The sequence below is a fragment of the Mycolicibacterium pallens genome (assembly GCF_019456675.1).
GTDB classification, from domain to species: domain Bacteria; phylum Actinomycetota; class Actinomycetes; order Mycobacteriales; family Mycobacteriaceae; genus Mycobacterium; species Mycobacterium crocinum.
In genome coordinates, this window is record NZ_CP080333.1 from 1,824,908 (window position 1) to 1,840,174 (window position 15,267).

The window sequence follows — 15,267 nt, forward strand, 5'->3', positions numbered from 1 at the left end:
TACTGCAGTAGCGAGCGTCAGCGCGACCGTAGAACGGCGTGTCGCACTTCCAGCAGCGCACCTGTCTGGCGGCCATAGCGGTACGTTACCGCGGCTGGCGTCAGCGTGTGTTGATCAGCCGCGTCGCAGTGCGCATCACCTGCCGGCTCGCTGCTTGTTTGATCCGGTCCGGCAGCGACGGTGGTGGAATCGGACTCGCGGCGCCCAGTCGGGGCAAGAGCCGTAACGCATTGCCGCGCTCGATCGCCGTTCGTGCCGCGGCGTCCAGGCCGGGATAGGTCTCCAAACCCGCGGCGAACATCTTGCCGGCCACCACTGGGGCGAAGGGAAAGTCGGACCCGAAGGTGATGTGGCCGGGTTGGGCGAAGGCCAGCAGAGTGGGCAGCGCGGCCGCACTCGAGGACAGCGCGGTGTCGAAGTAGAAGCTGGAGAATTCGTCGAGGCTGTCGGCGACACTGCGGCCGGTATCGCTCATGATCGCCATCGCCATCCGGTGCGCCGCGTAGGGCACGAAGCCGCCGGCGTGGCTGAGGATGAACTTGATATTGGGATACCGGCGTCGAATGCCGTTGCGTACCAGTAGGTATGCGGCCCTGGTGGTGTCGAGCAGGAAGTCGGTCGCCCAGGGCAGCACGCCTGGCACCTCGGGTCCGGGCAACTCGGCGGGATGAACGAACACCACTGCCGACCGCTGTTCGAGTGCCGCGAACAGATCGTCCTGGCCGTCCTCACCGAGGTAGACGCCGGCATTGTTGGCCAGCAGCACCACGCCGTCGGCGCGCAGATCGTCGAGTGTGCGGACTGCCTCGTCAGCCGATTCGTCGATGTGCGGCATCGGCAGCGTCGCGAAGAACCCGAACCTGTCGGGGTTCGCGGTGACCACCGAGGCGGTGTAGTCGTTGACATCGCGAGCCAGCGCCGCGGCATCGGCCGGTGCGGGCAGGAAGGTGGCGCCCGGCGCCGACACCGAGAGGATCGCAGTGGACACGTCCAGCTCCGCCATTGCGGCCAGCGCCTGCTCCGGGCTCCAGGCCGGCAGTTCCCGGCCGCCGGCATCGGCGACCCCGGCTTTCGTCAGCGCCGCACGGTAATCGGCCGGAACGGCGTGGGCATGAGTGTCGATGCGGGTCATCTTCCGTCCCTATCAGAGATCCATCCGGTCGATCTGCCAATCAATGTCGCCGAACTGGGGCATTTCGCGCCCGTCGTCGACACCGATTTCGGACTTGATCACCGCCTCGAGCTTGGTGCTGGCCGAGAGCACCAGATCGCTGTGCTCGCCCTTGTTCGCGGCGAGGTTGGTCATTTCTGCGGGATCGGACTGCAGGTCGTATAACTCGACGTCGTTGAACCGGTACAGGTCGTCGAGATTGGTCGGCACGTTGCGCTGCGCGGGCGCAAAGTACCGGCTGAATTTGTACCGCCCGTCGAACATTGTTCGGAGGCTGCCACGTTTAGTGAGATCCGGCCGGAATCCGTTGGCCTGCATGAGCTGCCGTGGATCCTGGCCTGCCGCCTTGGCTTCAGCGAAGAGCTTCACCGCGTCGCTGTCGTTCGTCGCCAACCCGCTGTAGGTGAACAGCACACTGTCTCGAACGGAATGCACGTCGGCGTTGCCGGGGTTGGACAGCGCTGCGCTGAAGTCCTTGCCGGGCAGCGCCCGGCCGGCCAGTTCGTCGACGTTGGCCGGGGGGACGCCGGCCAACGCCAGCAGGCTCGGCACCAGATCGATATGGCTGGTTAGTGCGTTCAGGTGCTGTCCGCCGTTGACGTCCGGATGTAGGACGTGCATGGGCAGGTGAATGGACTCCTCGTAGGCGAACGGGCCCTTGCCGCGCAGGCCGTGCGCCCCGGCCATCTCGCCGTGGTCGGAGGTGAAGACCACGATGGTGTTGCCGCGCAGGGCGAGATCGTCGAGTTCGCCCAGCAGCAGTGACATCTGATGGTCCACCGACCGGATGCTGTTCAGGTAGAAGTCGGTGAAGCGTTGCCAGCGGTCCGGCTCGGGCGGGATCGTGCCCAGGGTGTACCCCCAGGCCTTGAGGAATTCGCCGTGGGCGCGGGGGCGGCCCGGTTCCTGCATCGGCTGTTCCAGGCTCGCCGGCAGCGCGCTGTCCCAATGCTGTTGGTACAGGGTCTGCTGGGGCGCCCGTGCGGCGTGCATCAGCAGCTTGCCGGTGTCCTGCACCTGTTCACCCGGTTTGTCGGTGTTGAAGTACATGATGTCGTGCGGGTTGATCAGACTCACGAACAACGCCCATGGCTTGCCGTCGTCGGCCATCGGCCTGCCGGTGTTGCGCAGCCATGATTGCGCACCGGCGGCGATCACTGAGTCCGTGGTGTAGCCACCGAGGTCATGGCCCAGTGAGTCGACCGGTAGTCCGAAGTCTGAGAAGCCGTAAGCATCCATCCGGTCGGTGAGCACGTGCTGGACGGGCTCGCGGTCGAACGCGGCGTCCAGGTGCCATTTTCCTTGGTATGCGGTGTAATACCCGGCCTTGCGCAGCAGATGCCCGATGGTGGGGACTGTGGTGCTCATGGCGTTCACGTAGGGAAGGTCGGCGTTTTCGAACATCCCGTTGTCGGGAGTCTGCAGTCCGGTCAGCATTACCGCACGCGAGCTGGTGCACATCACCGCCGAGGTGTAGTGGTTGTGGAAGGTCACGCCCTCCTCGGCCAGACGCTCCCGGGCGGCCAGCGACATTCCGGACGGCCAGGATCGGAAGTAGCGTTCCTGGTCGGTGAACACGAACACGATGTTGGGACGCGAACCACGTTGCGGAGCAGGTGGTTTGGTGAGTGCCGGCGTCGATGCGGCGGGCGTGGTCGTGGTACCCGATCCGCAGGATGTCAGCAACGGCACGGCTGCGGCACCGCCGGCGGCCAGCGCCAGGAAGGCGCGACGTGACGGGCCGGTGCGCGTGTCATCGGTGCTCGACTGATGTTCCGTGTCAGTCATCGGCGATACCGGCTCCGGCCAACGCAGGCACGGCTGCTTCGGTGCGCAGGACCGATTGTGCGCCGGTCTTGAATCGCTCCATCAGCTGCACGATGGTGTTGCCCTCCGGCGTGTGGCCCCAGATGCTGATGCCCTGGTGCGTGGTGGGTTGCCAGGTGGATTCGTCAACGACGATCGGATTCCAGCCCACCTCCCACTCGAAGCCTGACGGGGAGACGGCATAGAACGACAACTCCTTGTCGTTGGGTGTGCTGTCCTATGGACAGGGCGATGTCGAAGCCGAGATCGCGAACGCGTTGGTAGGCGTGCGTCATGTCGTCTAGTTCGGCGACCTGAATGTTGCAGTGCTGAATTCTCGTGCGAATCGGATTGAGCGGCAGCCGATTCACCGACGCGATAGCGACGCTGTGATGGCGTTGGTTGACCCGCAGGAACCGGATCTTGAACTTCAGCCCGCTGATGGTCTCGTCGATGTAGTCGGACAGTCGCGCATCGAACACGGTGCTGTAGTAGCCGCGCATCTGGTGCGGTTTGCGGGTCGCAATGGCCACATGTCCCATACCGTCGACCCCGGTGACGAATCCGCCGGTGGCGGCCAAGTGCAGCGGGTCACTGCTTCTGGTGGCCTGAACGTAGATCTCCTGGTCGAGCCCGTTGGGGCCGGGGAAACGGAGGAACCGCTCGACCCCACGCAGGGCAGCCTCCTCCTCGGTCCCCGTCGTCATCGGCACCCCGTGGTCACGGATCCGGGACGCGATGACATCAAAGGTGGTGTGGTCGTCCACTTCCCAGCCCAGTGCGGTGGTGTCCTCGGCCGGACCGCGCTGCAGCAGGAAGCGGCACTCGTTGTGGTCCAGCCGGAAACGCAGGACGTCGGGTAACGCTTCGTCGAGATGCATTCCGACGGCATCGCGACCGAATCTGCGCCAGTCGGAGAACTTCTCGGTCTCGATGACGAGGTAGCCGAGATGGACTTTCCCGAAGACGTCGGTCATGACATCGCCAACGTCGAGTCGGGGGAGAGGAATTCGGTGACGAGCCGGTTGAACAGGTCGGCGCGTTCCCACTGCATCCAATGCCCGGTATGAGATGTCATGACGAGTTCGGCGTTGGGCATCATCTTCAGCAGTAACGGGCCGCCTGCGGGCCGGTTCACCTTGTCGTCGCGGCCCCACAGCACCAGTGTCGGCGTACGAAGCCCGCGCAGACGGCTATCTCTGGTCAGGTCCATCCGCCACAGCGTGCGAAGTCCGGACGGCCGGCGCAGCGGGGGGTTGGCCACCACTTCCGGATCGATCGACGCCTGATACCGCAGATCGATCAGCTCGTCGGGAACGGCAGCGCCGTCGTACACCAGATAGGTGCGGATGAACTCGGCAAGCTTGTCGCGGCTCGGTCCGTCGCCGCCGTAGTAGGCCAACAATCTCTTGAGACCGTCGGTGGGCAGGCCTCGCGTGGTGCCGATGCCGCCGGGTCCCATCAACACCAACCTGTCGACGCGCTGCGGCGTGTCCAGGGCCAATCGCAGGGCTGCGGCGCCCCCGTAGGAGTTGCCGACGAGATGCGCTGTCGGCAAATTCAATTCGTCGAGAAGGCCGCGCACCCGGTCGGCCAGAAAGCCGAACGGGTCGTCATGGTCGACGTACTTGCTGGACCGGCCGTACCCGGGCATGTCGGGTACCACGACGCGGAAGTTGCGCGCCAGTGCCTCGATGTTGCGTGAGTAGTTCGAGAGTCCCGACGCCCCCGGCCCGCCGCCGTGCAGGAGGACCACCGCGGGCGCGTCCCCACCGGTGTCGGTGGTGAAGATGTCGGCGCCCCGGACACGGACGGTGTATTCGGATTCGAGTGTGGTCATGCGTGGTCCTTGACTCGGGTGATCGGCGCGGTGAATTCGGCCGGGGGAGGGGCTAACTGCTGGCCGGCGGCCGCGCCGGCGTAGATGAATCCGTCTGGCCGCACAGCCACGACTACTGCCTTCCTGCGGGCCAGCCAATCGGTCAGCACACCGTCGCGGTCGACGATCCGGTCAGCGCTTGAAGGGCTGCCTGCGGTTGCGATCTGGAGGACCGGCACGCCGGCCAGCCGCCAGGAATGTGCTGCCTGCGCAGGTCCGATGTGCAACACCGCCCACGTGCCACCGATGATGTCATCGAGGCGCACGCGGTCGCCGTTCTCGTCGATGACCCACGGCTGAGGAATCAGCCAGCCAGCGGCCGGGTTGCCGTTGCGCGCCAGCAGCCCGTGGTGGTATCGGGCGTCAGGCAACCAGCGATGGTTGCGAAGCCAGGTCATGAAGCCCGGAACGTGGCCGGCGGTACGGAAGAATCGATTGCGGATAGCGGCACGAATTCGATTCCGCTCGACGATGATTCGTCCCACTTTGACGGCGCGGTTGGTGACCTCTTTGACATGGGGAAGGCGCTCGTCCTGGTAGGAGTCGAGAACCGATTCGGCAAGACTGCCCGAGACGACGGCGTGCAGTTTCCAGCACAGGTTGGCGACGTCACGCACACCTGCGCACATACCCTGGCCGATCCACGGAGGCATCGCGTGCGCCGCATCACCGGCGAGGAAGACTCGTCCGACCCGCCAGCGGTCGGCGAATCGGACGTGATGGCTGTAGCACGCGTAGCCGATGATCTGAACGTTCGCTCGTGTAATGCCCTGGCGGCTGAGCACGTTCCAAATGGCGTCCTCGTTGAGGAGGTCGTCTTCGTTCTCCTCGGCGCGCACCGGGAACTCCCAGCGATGGTGTCCCAACGGGGTAGGGCAATCGACCATTGGGCGTTCGGGGTTGCAGTGAAAGCGGAGCCGATCGTGGCCCGGCCATTCGTCGATGACCTTGGTATCGATCACGATCCAGCGCTCGGAGTAGGTGCGACCCGTGAAGCCGATCCCCAGTTGCCCCCGGATTGCGCTCGATCCGCCATCGGCGGCGATGACATAGGAGGCCCGGATGCGTTTGAACTCGTCGTGAGTGAGGTCGGCAAGCATCAACTCGACGGAGTCGGAGCGCTGGGTAAGACGCAGGCACTCGTGTTGAAGAAGTAGCGAGACGTTCGGAAACCGGGACACGCCACGGCGGAGAACCCCTTCGACTGCCGGTTGGTAGATGAATTGCTGCGGGGGATGGCCGTTACCGCGATCCGCGGGTAGCAGCTTGGCGATGCTCACGCCGTTGGTGTCGACGAAGTCGGCGCCGGCGCCCGGTTGCATGTCGGCGCCGAGGCGGTCGGCCAGTCCGACCTGTTGCCAGATCCGCAGCACCTCCTCGTCGATGGAGATGGCACGCGCCCGGAAATAGATGTCGGGGTCACGTTCGATGACGACGACTCGTAAACCCATCTGCCCCAACAAGTTCGCCGCAGTGGCCCCCACCGGACCGTATCCGACGATCGCCACGTCATACGTGGAGGTGTGACTCATTGCGTCTCGCATTCGTCTGCCGGGTCCTCGTCGACCGGGGACTTGTTCTGTAGTGATCGATACGGTAATGTAGTGATCGCTACAGAGTCAAGAGGCAGGAAGAAAATGGCTGCAGCCGATGAAGGAAAGCGCCGCACCCGGCGAGCCGATGGTGAGTTGTCGCGCACCCGGATCCTCGACGCCGCCACCGAAATCGCCGCCGAACGGGGCTACGAGGGCACCAGCATCGGTGCGGTCAGCACCAAGTGCGGGTTGCCGGCCAGTTCCATCTATTGGCACTTCAAAGACAAGGACGACCTGATCGCCGCGGTCATCGAACGAAGCTTCGAGAACTGGCTCAAGGTCTGGCAGCTTCCCGAAGACGTCATGGCGCGAGACCGCCTGCGGGAAGTGGCAGTCGGCACCGCCAAGGCGCTGCTCGACTCGCCGGACTTCCTCCGGCTGGGTCTCATGCTGGCCCTGGAACGCAGGCCGCAAGAGCCGCGAGCTCGGGCCATGTTCGTTCAGGTGCGCCACCAGGCTTTCGAGGCGCTGTCCACCAGCATCCGGGATATGGGCCTGGGACTCTCCGAAGCGCAGGTGAGCCAGCTCGCCACCTACGCGATCGCCGGCGCGGACGGATTGTTCATCGCCAAGGAGATCGGTGGCGACGCCGTCGACCTGATTGCCTTGTTCACCCTCCACGGCCAGGCCCTGTACGAGACCGCGATGCGCATGGTCGAAGAAAACGACGCCCGATGACGCTGACCCGCACCGAGATCGAGGAAGCTGCCGAGGCGCTCGCCACCGCCGCCGACAACGTCACACCCGTGGACCAGCTCACCACGCGCTATCCCGGCATCGATATCGGCGATGGGTACGCGATACAACAGGTAAACCTGCGCCGCCGGTTGGCCGGGGGTCGGGTGCTGGTGGGTCACAAGATCGGCTTGACCTCCGAACCCATGCAGGCGCTGCTCGGCGTCGACGAGCCCGACTTCGGTTACATCCTCGACGATATGGTGCTTGCCGCCGGCGCATCCGTTGCGGCCGAACGATTCTGCGCGCCGCGGGTGGAGCCGGAGGTGGCGTTTCTTCTGCGCTCCGCGCTGCGGGGTCCGAACGTGACCGTCGAGGACGTCCGCGCCGCGACCGAGGCGGTGGCCGTCTCCCTGGAAATCGTCGACAGCCGTATCCGTGACTGGAAGCTGACCCTGCGCGACACCGTCGCCGACAACGCCAGTTCGGGCGCCGCAGTCATCGGTGAGTGGATTCCCTTCGACCACAACGTCGATCTGCAGACCTCCCGAGCGTCGCTGTCCGTGAACGGGATCGAGGTCGCCGCGGGGCTCGGCGCGGCGGTCCTGGGCGATCCGGCGGCGGCCGTGGCCTGGCTTGCCAACGCACTCAGCGCGTTCGGAACGGACATCGAGGCAGGGCAGTTCGTCATGTCGGGCTCGTTCACCGCCGCGTCGTTCGTGCAGCCGGGCGATATCGCGTCCGCCACCATCACCGGTCTGGGCGACGTGTCGCTGACCTTCACCTGAGGAAACCATGACATCACACCACCACTGGCCGGTTGCCATCGTCGGCTCCGGAAACATCGGCACCGATCTGATGATGAAGGTGCTACGCAGTGACGGCCCGTTGACGATGGGCGCGATGGTCGGCATCGATGCCGACTCCGACGGTTTGGCGCGCGCGAAGCGGATGGGCGTGCCCACCACGGCCACAGGCATCGACGGCTTGCTGGCAATGCCCGAATTCGCCGATATCAAGCTGGTTTTCGATGCCACGTCTGCCTCGGCGCACCGAGCGAACTGGGCCAAGCTGGTCGGCACCGATGTCCGTGCCCTCGACCTCACACCGGCAGCGGTGGGTCCGTATTGCGTTCCGGTGGTCAATCTCGACGATCATCTCGACGCGCCCAACCTCAACATGGTGACCTGCGGCGGGCAAGCCACCGTACCGATCGTCGCCGCCGTGGGTCAGGTCGGCTTCGTGTCCTACGCCGAGATCGTGTCGTCGATCGCGTCGAAGTCGGCTGGTCCGGGGACACGGGCCAACATCGACGAATTCACCGAGACCACCTCTGCGGCACTGTGCGCGGTCGGTGGTGCTGCGCGGGCCCGCGCCGTGATGATCCTCAACCCGGCTGACCCGCCGATCATGATGCGCAACACCGTCTATTGTCTGGTCGACGGCGATGCCGACCACGACGCGATCGAGCAGTCCGTCGAGGAGATGGTGGGCAGGGTCAGGGCGTACGTTCCCGGCTACCGGCTCAAGCAGCGGGTGCAGTTCGAGACCTTCACGGCCGAGAGTCCACTGTTCATCCCGGAGACTGGCAAGTTCGCCGGCACCCGGGTCACCGCATTGCTCGAAGTCACCGGCGCGGCGGACTACTTACCGGCCTTCGCCGGCAACCTCGACATCATGACCGCCGCGGCCATCACCACTGCCGAACGAATCGCGCTGCATGCCAAGCGAACCGCGGGCGCACCCGCATGACACATGACCTCTACATCAGTGATGTCACGCTGCGCGACGGTATGCACGCGATCCGCCACCAGTACAGCCTCGAGCAGGTGAGCGCCATCGCCGCCGCGCTGGACGCCGCGGGTGTGGACTCCATCGAGGTGGCCCACGGCGACGGTTTGGCCGGTTCGACGTGCAACTACGGTTTCGGCGCACACACCGACCTCGAATGGATCGAAGCGGTCGCCGCTGTGGTGACAAGGGCACGGGTCGCCACACTGCTGCTGCCCGGCATCGGAACGGTGCACAATCTCAAAGACGCCAAGCGGGCGGGTGCCACGGTCGTGCGGGTGGCCACCCACTGCACGGAGGCGGATATCGCCGCCGAGCACATCGCCGCCGCAAGGGAACTGGGCATGGACACCGTGGGCTTTCTGATGATGAGCCACATGACCACACCCGCTGCCCTGGCCGGGCAAGCCAAGATGATGGAAAGCTACGGCGCCACGTGCGTGTACGTGGTGGACTCCGGTGGCGCGATGCTCATGCGTGACATCGCCGACCGGGTTGACGCGCTGCGACAAACCCTGTTGCCCGCCACCGAGATCGGCATCCACGCCCACCACAATCTGTCACTGGGCGTTGCCAATTCGATCGCGGCGGTCGAACACGGAGCACACCGGGTCGACGCCTCGCTGGCCGGTATGGGTGCCGGTGCGGGTAACGCACCACTCGAGGTGTTCATCGCTGCGGCCGCCCGGCTGGGCTGGCGCCACGGGTGCGACCTTCACGCAGTCGAGGATGCGGCCGACGATCTGGTGCGGCCACTGCAGGATCGCCCGGTCCGCGTCGACCGCGAGACCCTGACGCTCGGCTACGCGGGTGTGTATTCGAGCTTCTTGCGGCACGCCGAGGTGGCGGCGGCGCGCTATGACGTCGATGTCCGAATGTTGTTGGAGGAAGCGGGCCGTCGGGGCATGGTCGGTGGGCAGGAAGACATGCTCGTCGGCATAGCCTTGGACCTCACCGCGCAAGGCGGTTAGCCGGCGTCGGTTCCGATGAGCTCGTCGAGGTCGGGGAGGGGCTGCGCGCAGATCTCGTCGGCTTCCTCGGCGGACAGTCCCAGCATGACGAGCACGCCCCGAGTGGCGTGATCCGATGACTCGGCCCCATCACGCTCGGGTTGAGTGCGCAGCAGCTGACCCAAGCCCATCAGCGCCCCGGCTGCCACCGATAAGGCCAACTCCGGATCGGCCACGGTGAATCGTCCGGCCTCCGCTGCGACGGTGATGTCTCGCAGGGCCCGCGGACCGAGCCCACGGTCGGAGTGCATCAGCGTCAACCCGGTGTTGAGTAGCACCCGCGACGTTTCGGGGAGGTGGCGAAACAAGCGGCCGACGATCCGAAAGCTGCGCGCGAAGGTCAGGGCCGGATCCTCACCGTCGACGCTGAGCTTGTCTAGGAGGGCGCCGAGCTGGTCGAGAGTGTCGTTGACGGCGGCTTCGAACAGCTCTTCCTTGCTCTCGAAATGGTTGTAGAACGATCCCATTCCGACGTCGGCGGCCTGGGTGATCTCCAGCACCGGCGCATTCAGGTTTCCGGCGGCAATAAAGCCCTGAGCGGCGCGAACGAGCGCGGCCCGGGTCTGCATCTTGCGTCGTTCGAGGCGGTTCCCCGCTGGAACCTCGGCACCTGCCATGCGCAGATACTAGCAGTCCAACTCATTACTGAGGATTTCGTCAGAAGTATTGACTGAGGATGCTCTCGTAAGTGATGATTTCGTCAGTTAGGGAAAGGGGCCGCGGTGGCACAACACCTCGATACACACAAAGGCCTGCACAGCGAGCACGGCGCAGTGCGGGGCGAGCATCCCGGTCGGTCGACTAACCCCGTCATCAAAGTGCGCGACCTGGCCTGGCTGGAGTTCGAGAAGCCGGATCTGGAGCGTGCCGAGAGGTTCGCGCGAGCGTTCGGCTTCACCACGGTGCTGCGTACCGAACATGAGCTTGCACTGCGCGGCACCGACGCGGGTTCGGCGTGCGTGATCATTCGGCGCGGTCCGCGGTCGCGATTCGTCGGACCGGCGTTCGCCGCGGATGACGCAGCCGACGTGAAGCGGCTTGCCGCCGCGACCGGCAGGCCGACCAGTTCTCTACCGGAGGCCATCGGCGGTCTCGTGGTCGAGCTCGCCGACCCGGGTGGCATGCCGGTACGTGTCGTGGCCGGGACGCGCGACCTGGCCGAACTACCCGCCCAGCAACCGCATCGATTCAACTTCGGACGAGAACTGGTGCGCATCAACAACACTCAGCGCCCACCGCGTGAGCCTGCGCGTATCCAGCGGCTGGGGCATGTCGTCCTGCAGCGCACCCGCTACCGACGGTCGCTTGACTGGTACCTCGACCACCTGGGGTTGATCGTCAGCGACTTCCTGTACTACCCGGGCCAACGGGAGCGCGGACCGACCATGAGTTTCATCCGCGGCGACCGTGGCGCGACCCCCACCGACCATCACACGCTGGCCCTGGTGCTGGGTCCTTCGGATCGTTACGTCCACTCCGCCTATCAGGTATGCGACCTCGACGCCGTTGCGGCCGGCGGAGAATATCTCCGGGAGAACGGATTCCAGCGCTCGTGGGGTATCGGCCGCCACATTCAGGGCAGTCAGATCTTCGACTACTGGCGCGACCCGGACGGCTTCCTGGTCGAGCACTTCAGTGACGGTGACATGTTCGACAACACCCTCGAACCCGGCTGGGCGCCGATGACGGCGTCCGGACTTGCCCAGTGGGGTCCGCCGGTGACCAAGGACTTCCTCGGCATCACCCCGACCAAGGAATCACTACGCGAGATGCGCTCAATGATGACCGCCATCCGCGACGACAACGAATTCGACCTCACCCGCCTGCGCGGACTCCTGAAAGTGACACGCTCATGAGCATTTCGGTCTATCGCACCATCGACGGATGGTGGGCCGGTTCGTCCGACTCCGTCGCGCGAGTCGAGACCACGGCAACGACAACCGCTGCGCTACTGGCCGACCGCGCGGCCATCGAGGGCGCGGTCACCAGCTCAAACAGGGTGGCAACCGCGACGCTCGAGCTGCTCTCTCCGGTCACCGCGCCGTGTCGTGTGATTGCGCAGATGACGAACTTCGCCTCCCATGTCCTCGATACCGGCGGTGACCCGAAAACGGTGCCGCTGACCTTCTTTCGCAAGGCATCGGGGTCGATCACCGGACCATACGGCGACATCGTCAAACCCGCCCACGTCCGGTTGCTGGACTACGAAGTGGAGATCGGCCTGGTGATCGGTCGCGACGTTCCCGTCGGCACCACCATCACCGCCGACAATCTCGCCGACTATGTGTGCGGAATCGTGGTGACCAACGACGTGTCCGCACGCGATGTGCAGCTGACCAAAACGCAGTTCTACGAGGCCAAGTCCTACCCGGGCTTCACCCCGGTGGGCCCGGCGCTGGTTCTGTTGGACGCCGACGAGATGCGTCGCTTCGACGAACTGCGCCTGCAACTCAAGGTCAACGGCCAGCCGCGTCAGGACAGCACGGTCAAGACCGACATGATCTATCAGCCGGTTCAGGCGCTCACGGCGCTGGCCCGGTTCCAAACGCTCGCTGCCGGCGACCTGGTCCTGACCGGCACCCCGGTCGGGACGGCGCTGTCGGCACCCCCGAAGGTGGTCCAGAAAGTGAGCGGGCTACTGCCCGACGACCTGAAGTGGAAGCTGTTCTTCAAGGGACAGGCCAAGAATCCCAACTACCTGCGCGACGGCGACGTCGTTGAGGCAACGGTGGGAACCGACGACGGCAAGATCGCACTGGGCACCCAGCGCAATCGAATCAGATTCGCATGAGCGCTCTGCCCGGCTTCGTGCCTGTGGTAATCGTCGGCGCGGGACCGACAGGCATCGCGGCGGCAACAAAGCTGGCGCAGTACGGCATTCAGTGCCTGCTGCTCGACCGCTGGGTCGATGTCTATCCGCAACCGCGCGCCGTGCACCTCGACGACGAGGTGTTCCGACTTCTGGCGGGGTTGGGTATCGCCGAGGAGTTCGCGGCGATCTCCCGGCCGGCCCGCGGGCTGCAGCTCCGCGATCCGAGCATGCGGGTGCTCGCCGAATTCCGCCGCGAGGGTGATGAGACCGCCAACGGCTACCCGCAGGCCAACATGTTCGACCAACCGGAGCTCGAGCGGCTGTTGCGGAACAACCTGAAGAAGTATCCGGAAGCCGTGTTGTGCGGCAACGCCGAGGTGGTCGAAGCCGTCCAGATCAGCACCGACCGCGCCCGGGTCACCGTACAAGACCGGCTCAGTGGCGAGCAGCACAGCGTGCAGGCTCGCTTCGTACTCGGTTGCGACGGGGCGAACAGTTTGGTGCGCAAGGCTATTGGCGCCCACATGAACGATTTGAAGTTTCAGCAGCGTTGGCTGGTCGCCGACGTGGCGACCGATGCCGACCTGCGCCAGTGGGACGGCGTACACCAGGTGTGCGATCCCGACCGCGCCGCCACGTATATGCGGATCGGGGCGGATCGCTATCGCTGGGAGTTCCGGCTGCGCGAGGACGAAACCGCCGACACCTACGGCACGCTCTCGGCGCTGTATCCGCTGATTCGACCGTGGGTGGAACAGGTGGCCGTCGACGAACTGGAACTCGTCCGGGTCGCCGGATACACGTTCCGTGCTCAGGTCGCCACCCATTGGCGCCAGTCGAATATGTTCATCCTCGGCGACGCCGCGCATCTGACGCCGCCATTCATCGGACAAGGACTCTGCGCCGGCCTTCGTGATGCGGTGAATCTAGCGTGGAAACTGGCCGGCGTGATCAACGGCTGGCTAGCCGAGGCAGTACTCGACAGCTATGAGGCCGAGAGGAAGCCGCACGCACGCAACCTGATTCGATTCGCGCTCGCTGTCGGCGCGGCGATGACGGCCGGAGGGCGTGCTGGTGACCTGCTGCGCCGCATCGTGGTGCCCCGGTTGCATCTGATACCCGGCGTGCGCGACAAGATCGTGGACAGTGCGACCCCGCCGTTGCGCGGCAGTGAACTGGTGATCCGATCGCTGCGGCTCCGGCAGCTGGCCGGAACGCTGTGTCCGAATCCGCTCATGCTTGACGGCAAGCGATTCGACGAGATCGTGGGCCAGCGATTCGCGGTGGTGACCGCAGTGCCACTCAACCCTTCTCAACGCGATGACGTGGATCGCGCAGGCGCGGTGGTGATTACGGCCCCTCCCGGGACGACATTGGCGCAGTGGCTGCGGACTGGGCGGGCCAGCGCCGCGGTGGTGAGACCCGACCGAACAGTGCTGACGGCAGGCCGAACCCTGTCCGAGGTGCTCGACGCGGTGCCGGTCTTCGCCCCGCGTTAGCTCACGGCCCTGGCCAGCAGCGGCGGTAGCTGATCGACCACGACCGGGAAGGACAGCGGCGAGGTGAACGCGATGGCGGCGGACTGCTCCCGGGTGGTGAAGACATTGCGGTTGCCGAACGCAGCGATGGCGGGAACGGCTTGTAGCGCAGCGATATCCGCCTCGCTCTCGGTGCGCCACAACAGCACGTCGACACCGACGAGCGCCGCCTCGATCTGGTCGACCGGAATATAGGCGCGATCATCGCCGGGGCGGCCGAACGCGTCCAGTGCGGCGGGAATGACGAAGCCCATCTGGGAGAGCCATTCGGTCTTCCAGCCGGCTCGCGACGCGATGGCGCTGTCTTGCCAGCGCGTCGAGCCCTGCAGGGAGGCGATCGACTTGCCCTGAAACTGCGGAAACGTTCTGGCGACATTGGCGAACGCGGTGTCGATCGCGTCGATCTGAGACTTCATCGCCTCGGGCCGAAAGACCGCCTGGGCGATGGCGGTCGCCTGTTGCTTCCACGGTTCGAAGAACGGCACCGTGCCGGACTGGGGGATGGTCGGGGCGATCGCCGAGAGGCGTTCATAGGACTTGGCGTCGACACCGGCGTTAGTGGCCACGATGAGATCGGGGCGCAGGGCGGCGATCCGGTCGATCTGAATGCCGTTGGCCAGGCTCAGAATCGTCGGCTGCGCTCCACCGAGTCGCGGTTGTGCCCACGGCCAGACCGCATAGGGTTGATTGCCGAACCACTCGGTGGTCGCCACCGGGACGACACCGAGTGCGAGCAGGTCGTCCTGCTCGGTGAAGCCGGCGCTGACGACGCGTCGCGGTGGCGCCGCGATGTGCGTGCTGCCGAAGGCGTGAGTGACGGTGACGCCGTCGGGTGCCGCTGATGCGGTTGCCGCGGAGGCGGCTGCAAGCCCGGTCGTGGCAGCCAGTCCGAGAAAACCCCGCCTACTCCACTCCGAGTGCACGGCGACTCCTGTCTGAAGGTCCTTGCGACGACTGGCTAACGGTACCGCTGATCGGTCGTATCGTGAT

Annotated in this window: 13 protein-coding genes and 1 pseudogene; 7 read left to right on the forward strand and 7 right to left on the reverse strand. The window is 65.4% G+C overall.

The features are described 5' to 3' along the window. Positions 1-100 precede the first annotated feature (100 nt). The 5 genes and pseudogenes from K0O64_RS08985 to K0O64_RS09005 form a co-directional block, all read right to left on the reverse strand. Complete coding sequence (locus K0O64_RS08985) at positions 101-1,132, reverse strand: amidohydrolase family protein (protein ID WP_096310845.1); 1,032 nt, start codon at positions 1,130-1,132, stop codon at positions 101-103. Between the two features lie 12 nt (positions 1,133-1,144). Next, the gene (locus K0O64_RS08990) at positions 1,145-2,959 is read right to left on the reverse strand and encodes a sulfatase family protein (protein ID WP_096310847.1); all 1,815 of its coding nucleotides are present in this window, start codon (positions 2,957-2,959) and stop codon (positions 1,145-1,147) included. Continuing rightward, positions 2,952-3,954, reverse strand: a pseudogene (locus K0O64_RS08995) (VOC family protein). The gene K0O64_RS08990 and the pseudogene K0O64_RS08995 overlap by 8 nt, the downstream one beginning before the upstream one ends. Then, a complete protein-coding gene (locus K0O64_RS09000) occupies positions 3,951-4,817 on the reverse strand; it encodes an alpha/beta fold hydrolase (RefSeq protein ID WP_096310851.1) in 867 nt (288 codons plus the stop codon). Before K0O64_RS09000 ends, K0O64_RS08995 begins: the two are co-directional and overlap by 4 nt. Then, the gene (locus K0O64_RS09005; protein WP_096310853.1) at positions 4,814-6,388 is read right to left on the reverse strand and encodes a bifunctional 3-(3-hydroxy-phenyl)propionate/3-hydroxycinnamic acid hydroxylase; all 1,575 of its coding nucleotides are present in this window, start codon (positions 6,386-6,388) and stop codon (positions 4,814-4,816) included. The genes K0O64_RS09000 and K0O64_RS09005 overlap by 4 nt, the downstream gene beginning before the upstream one ends. A 105-nt stretch (positions 6,389-6,493) precedes the next feature. Here K0O64_RS09005 and K0O64_RS09010 point away from each other — a divergent pair, with 105 nt between their 5' ends. Genes K0O64_RS09010 through dmpG form a run of 4 tightly spaced genes read left to right on the forward strand, consistent with a single transcriptional unit; the run spans position 6,494 to position 9,888 of the window. Next, positions 6,494-7,129 (forward strand): TetR/AcrR family transcriptional regulator, encoded by a 636-nt coding sequence (locus K0O64_RS09010; protein WP_096310855.1) that lies wholly within the window; start codon positions 6,494-6,496, stop codon positions 7,127-7,129. Beyond that, positions 7,126-7,914 carry a 2-keto-4-pentenoate hydratase gene (locus K0O64_RS09015; protein ID WP_096310857.1) on the forward strand — a complete coding sequence of 263 codons (789 nt, stop codon included), beginning with the start codon at positions 7,126-7,128 and terminating at the stop codon, positions 7,912-7,914. The genes K0O64_RS09010 and K0O64_RS09015 overlap by 4 nt, the downstream gene beginning before the upstream one ends. A gap of 7 nt (positions 7,915-7,921) precedes the next feature. Further along, positions 7,922-8,878 carry an acetaldehyde dehydrogenase (acetylating) gene (locus tag K0O64_RS09020; protein ID WP_096310859.1) on the forward strand — a complete coding sequence of 319 codons (957 nt, stop codon included), beginning with the start codon at positions 7,922-7,924 and terminating at the stop codon, positions 8,876-8,878. Then, positions 8,875-9,888 (forward strand): 4-hydroxy-2-oxovalerate aldolase, encoded by a 1,014-nt coding sequence (gene dmpG / locus K0O64_RS09025; RefSeq protein ID WP_096310861.1) that lies wholly within the window; start codon positions 8,875-8,877, stop codon positions 9,886-9,888. Before K0O64_RS09020 ends, dmpG begins: the two co-directional genes overlap by 4 nt. Here dmpG and K0O64_RS09030 read toward each other — a convergent pair. After that, positions 9,885-10,544, reverse strand: coding sequence for a TetR/AcrR family transcriptional regulator (locus K0O64_RS09030; protein WP_096310863.1), 660 nt, complete (start codon positions 10,542-10,544; stop codon positions 9,885-9,887). The two genes, dmpG and K0O64_RS09030, sit on opposite strands and share 4 nt — an antisense overlap. Before the next feature lie 105 nt (positions 10,545-10,649). On the opposite strand from K0O64_RS09030, the gene K0O64_RS09035 reads away from it, so the two are divergent. From K0O64_RS09035 to mhpA, 3 genes are read left to right on the forward strand one after another with little or no spacing between them, the layout of a single operon-like run. Then, positions 10,650-11,783, forward strand: a complete 1,134-nt coding sequence (locus tag K0O64_RS09035) for a VOC family protein (RefSeq protein ID WP_096310865.1) — start codon at positions 10,650-10,652, stop codon at positions 11,781-11,783. Further along, complete coding sequence (locus tag K0O64_RS09040) at positions 11,780-12,718, forward strand: fumarylacetoacetate hydrolase family protein (RefSeq protein ID WP_096310867.1); 939 nt, start codon at positions 11,780-11,782, stop codon at positions 12,716-12,718. The genes K0O64_RS09035 and K0O64_RS09040 overlap by 4 nt, the downstream gene beginning before the upstream one ends. Then, the gene (gene mhpA / locus K0O64_RS09045; protein ID WP_164520040.1) at positions 12,715-14,238 is read left to right on the forward strand and encodes a bifunctional 3-(3-hydroxy-phenyl)propionate/3-hydroxycinnamic acid hydroxylase MhpA; all 1,524 of its coding nucleotides are present in this window, start codon (positions 12,715-12,717) and stop codon (positions 14,236-14,238) included. The genes K0O64_RS09040 and mhpA overlap by 4 nt, the downstream gene beginning before the upstream one ends. Here mhpA and K0O64_RS09050 read toward each other — a convergent pair. Further along, positions 14,235-15,200, reverse strand: a complete 966-nt coding sequence (locus K0O64_RS09050) for an ABC transporter substrate-binding protein (protein ID WP_096310869.1) — start codon at positions 15,198-15,200, stop codon at positions 14,235-14,237. The two genes, mhpA and K0O64_RS09050, sit on opposite strands and share 4 nt — an antisense overlap. Positions 15,201-15,267 lie beyond the last annotated feature (67 nt).

Coding starts and splice junctions, on each gene's coding strand:
- K0O64_RS08985 (WP_096310845.1), bottom strand. CDS start 1,132: ATGACCCGCATCGACACTCATGCCCACGCCGTTCCGGCCGATTACCGT.
- K0O64_RS08990 (WP_096310847.1), bottom strand. CDS start 2,959: ATGACTGACACGGAACATCAGTCGAGCACCGATGACACGCGCACCGGC.
- K0O64_RS09000 (WP_096310851.1), bottom strand. CDS start 4,817: ATGACCACACTCGAATCCGAATACACCGTCCGTGTCCGGGGCGCCGAC.
- K0O64_RS09005 (WP_096310853.1), bottom strand. CDS start 6,388: ATGAGTCACACCTCCACGTATGACGTGGCGATCGTCGGATACGGTCCG.
- K0O64_RS09010 (WP_096310855.1), top strand. CDS start 6,494: ATGGCTGCAGCCGATGAAGGAAAGCGCCGCACCCGGCGAGCCGATGGT.
- K0O64_RS09015 (WP_096310857.1), top strand. CDS start 7,126: ATGACGCTGACCCGCACCGAGATCGAGGAAGCTGCCGAGGCGCTCGCC.
- K0O64_RS09020 (WP_096310859.1), top strand. CDS start 7,922: ATGACATCACACCACCACTGGCCGGTTGCCATCGTCGGCTCCGGAAAC.
- dmpG (WP_096310861.1), top strand. CDS start 8,875: ATGACACATGACCTCTACATCAGTGATGTCACGCTGCGCGACGGTATG.
- K0O64_RS09030 (WP_096310863.1), bottom strand. CDS start 10,544: ATGGCAGGTGCCGAGGTTCCAGCGGGGAACCGCCTCGAACGACGCAAG.
- K0O64_RS09040 (WP_096310867.1), top strand. CDS start 11,780: ATGAGCATTTCGGTCTATCGCACCATCGACGGATGGTGGGCCGGTTCG.
- mhpA (WP_164520040.1), top strand. CDS start 12,715: ATGAGCGCTCTGCCCGGCTTCGTGCCTGTGGTAATCGTCGGCGCGGGA.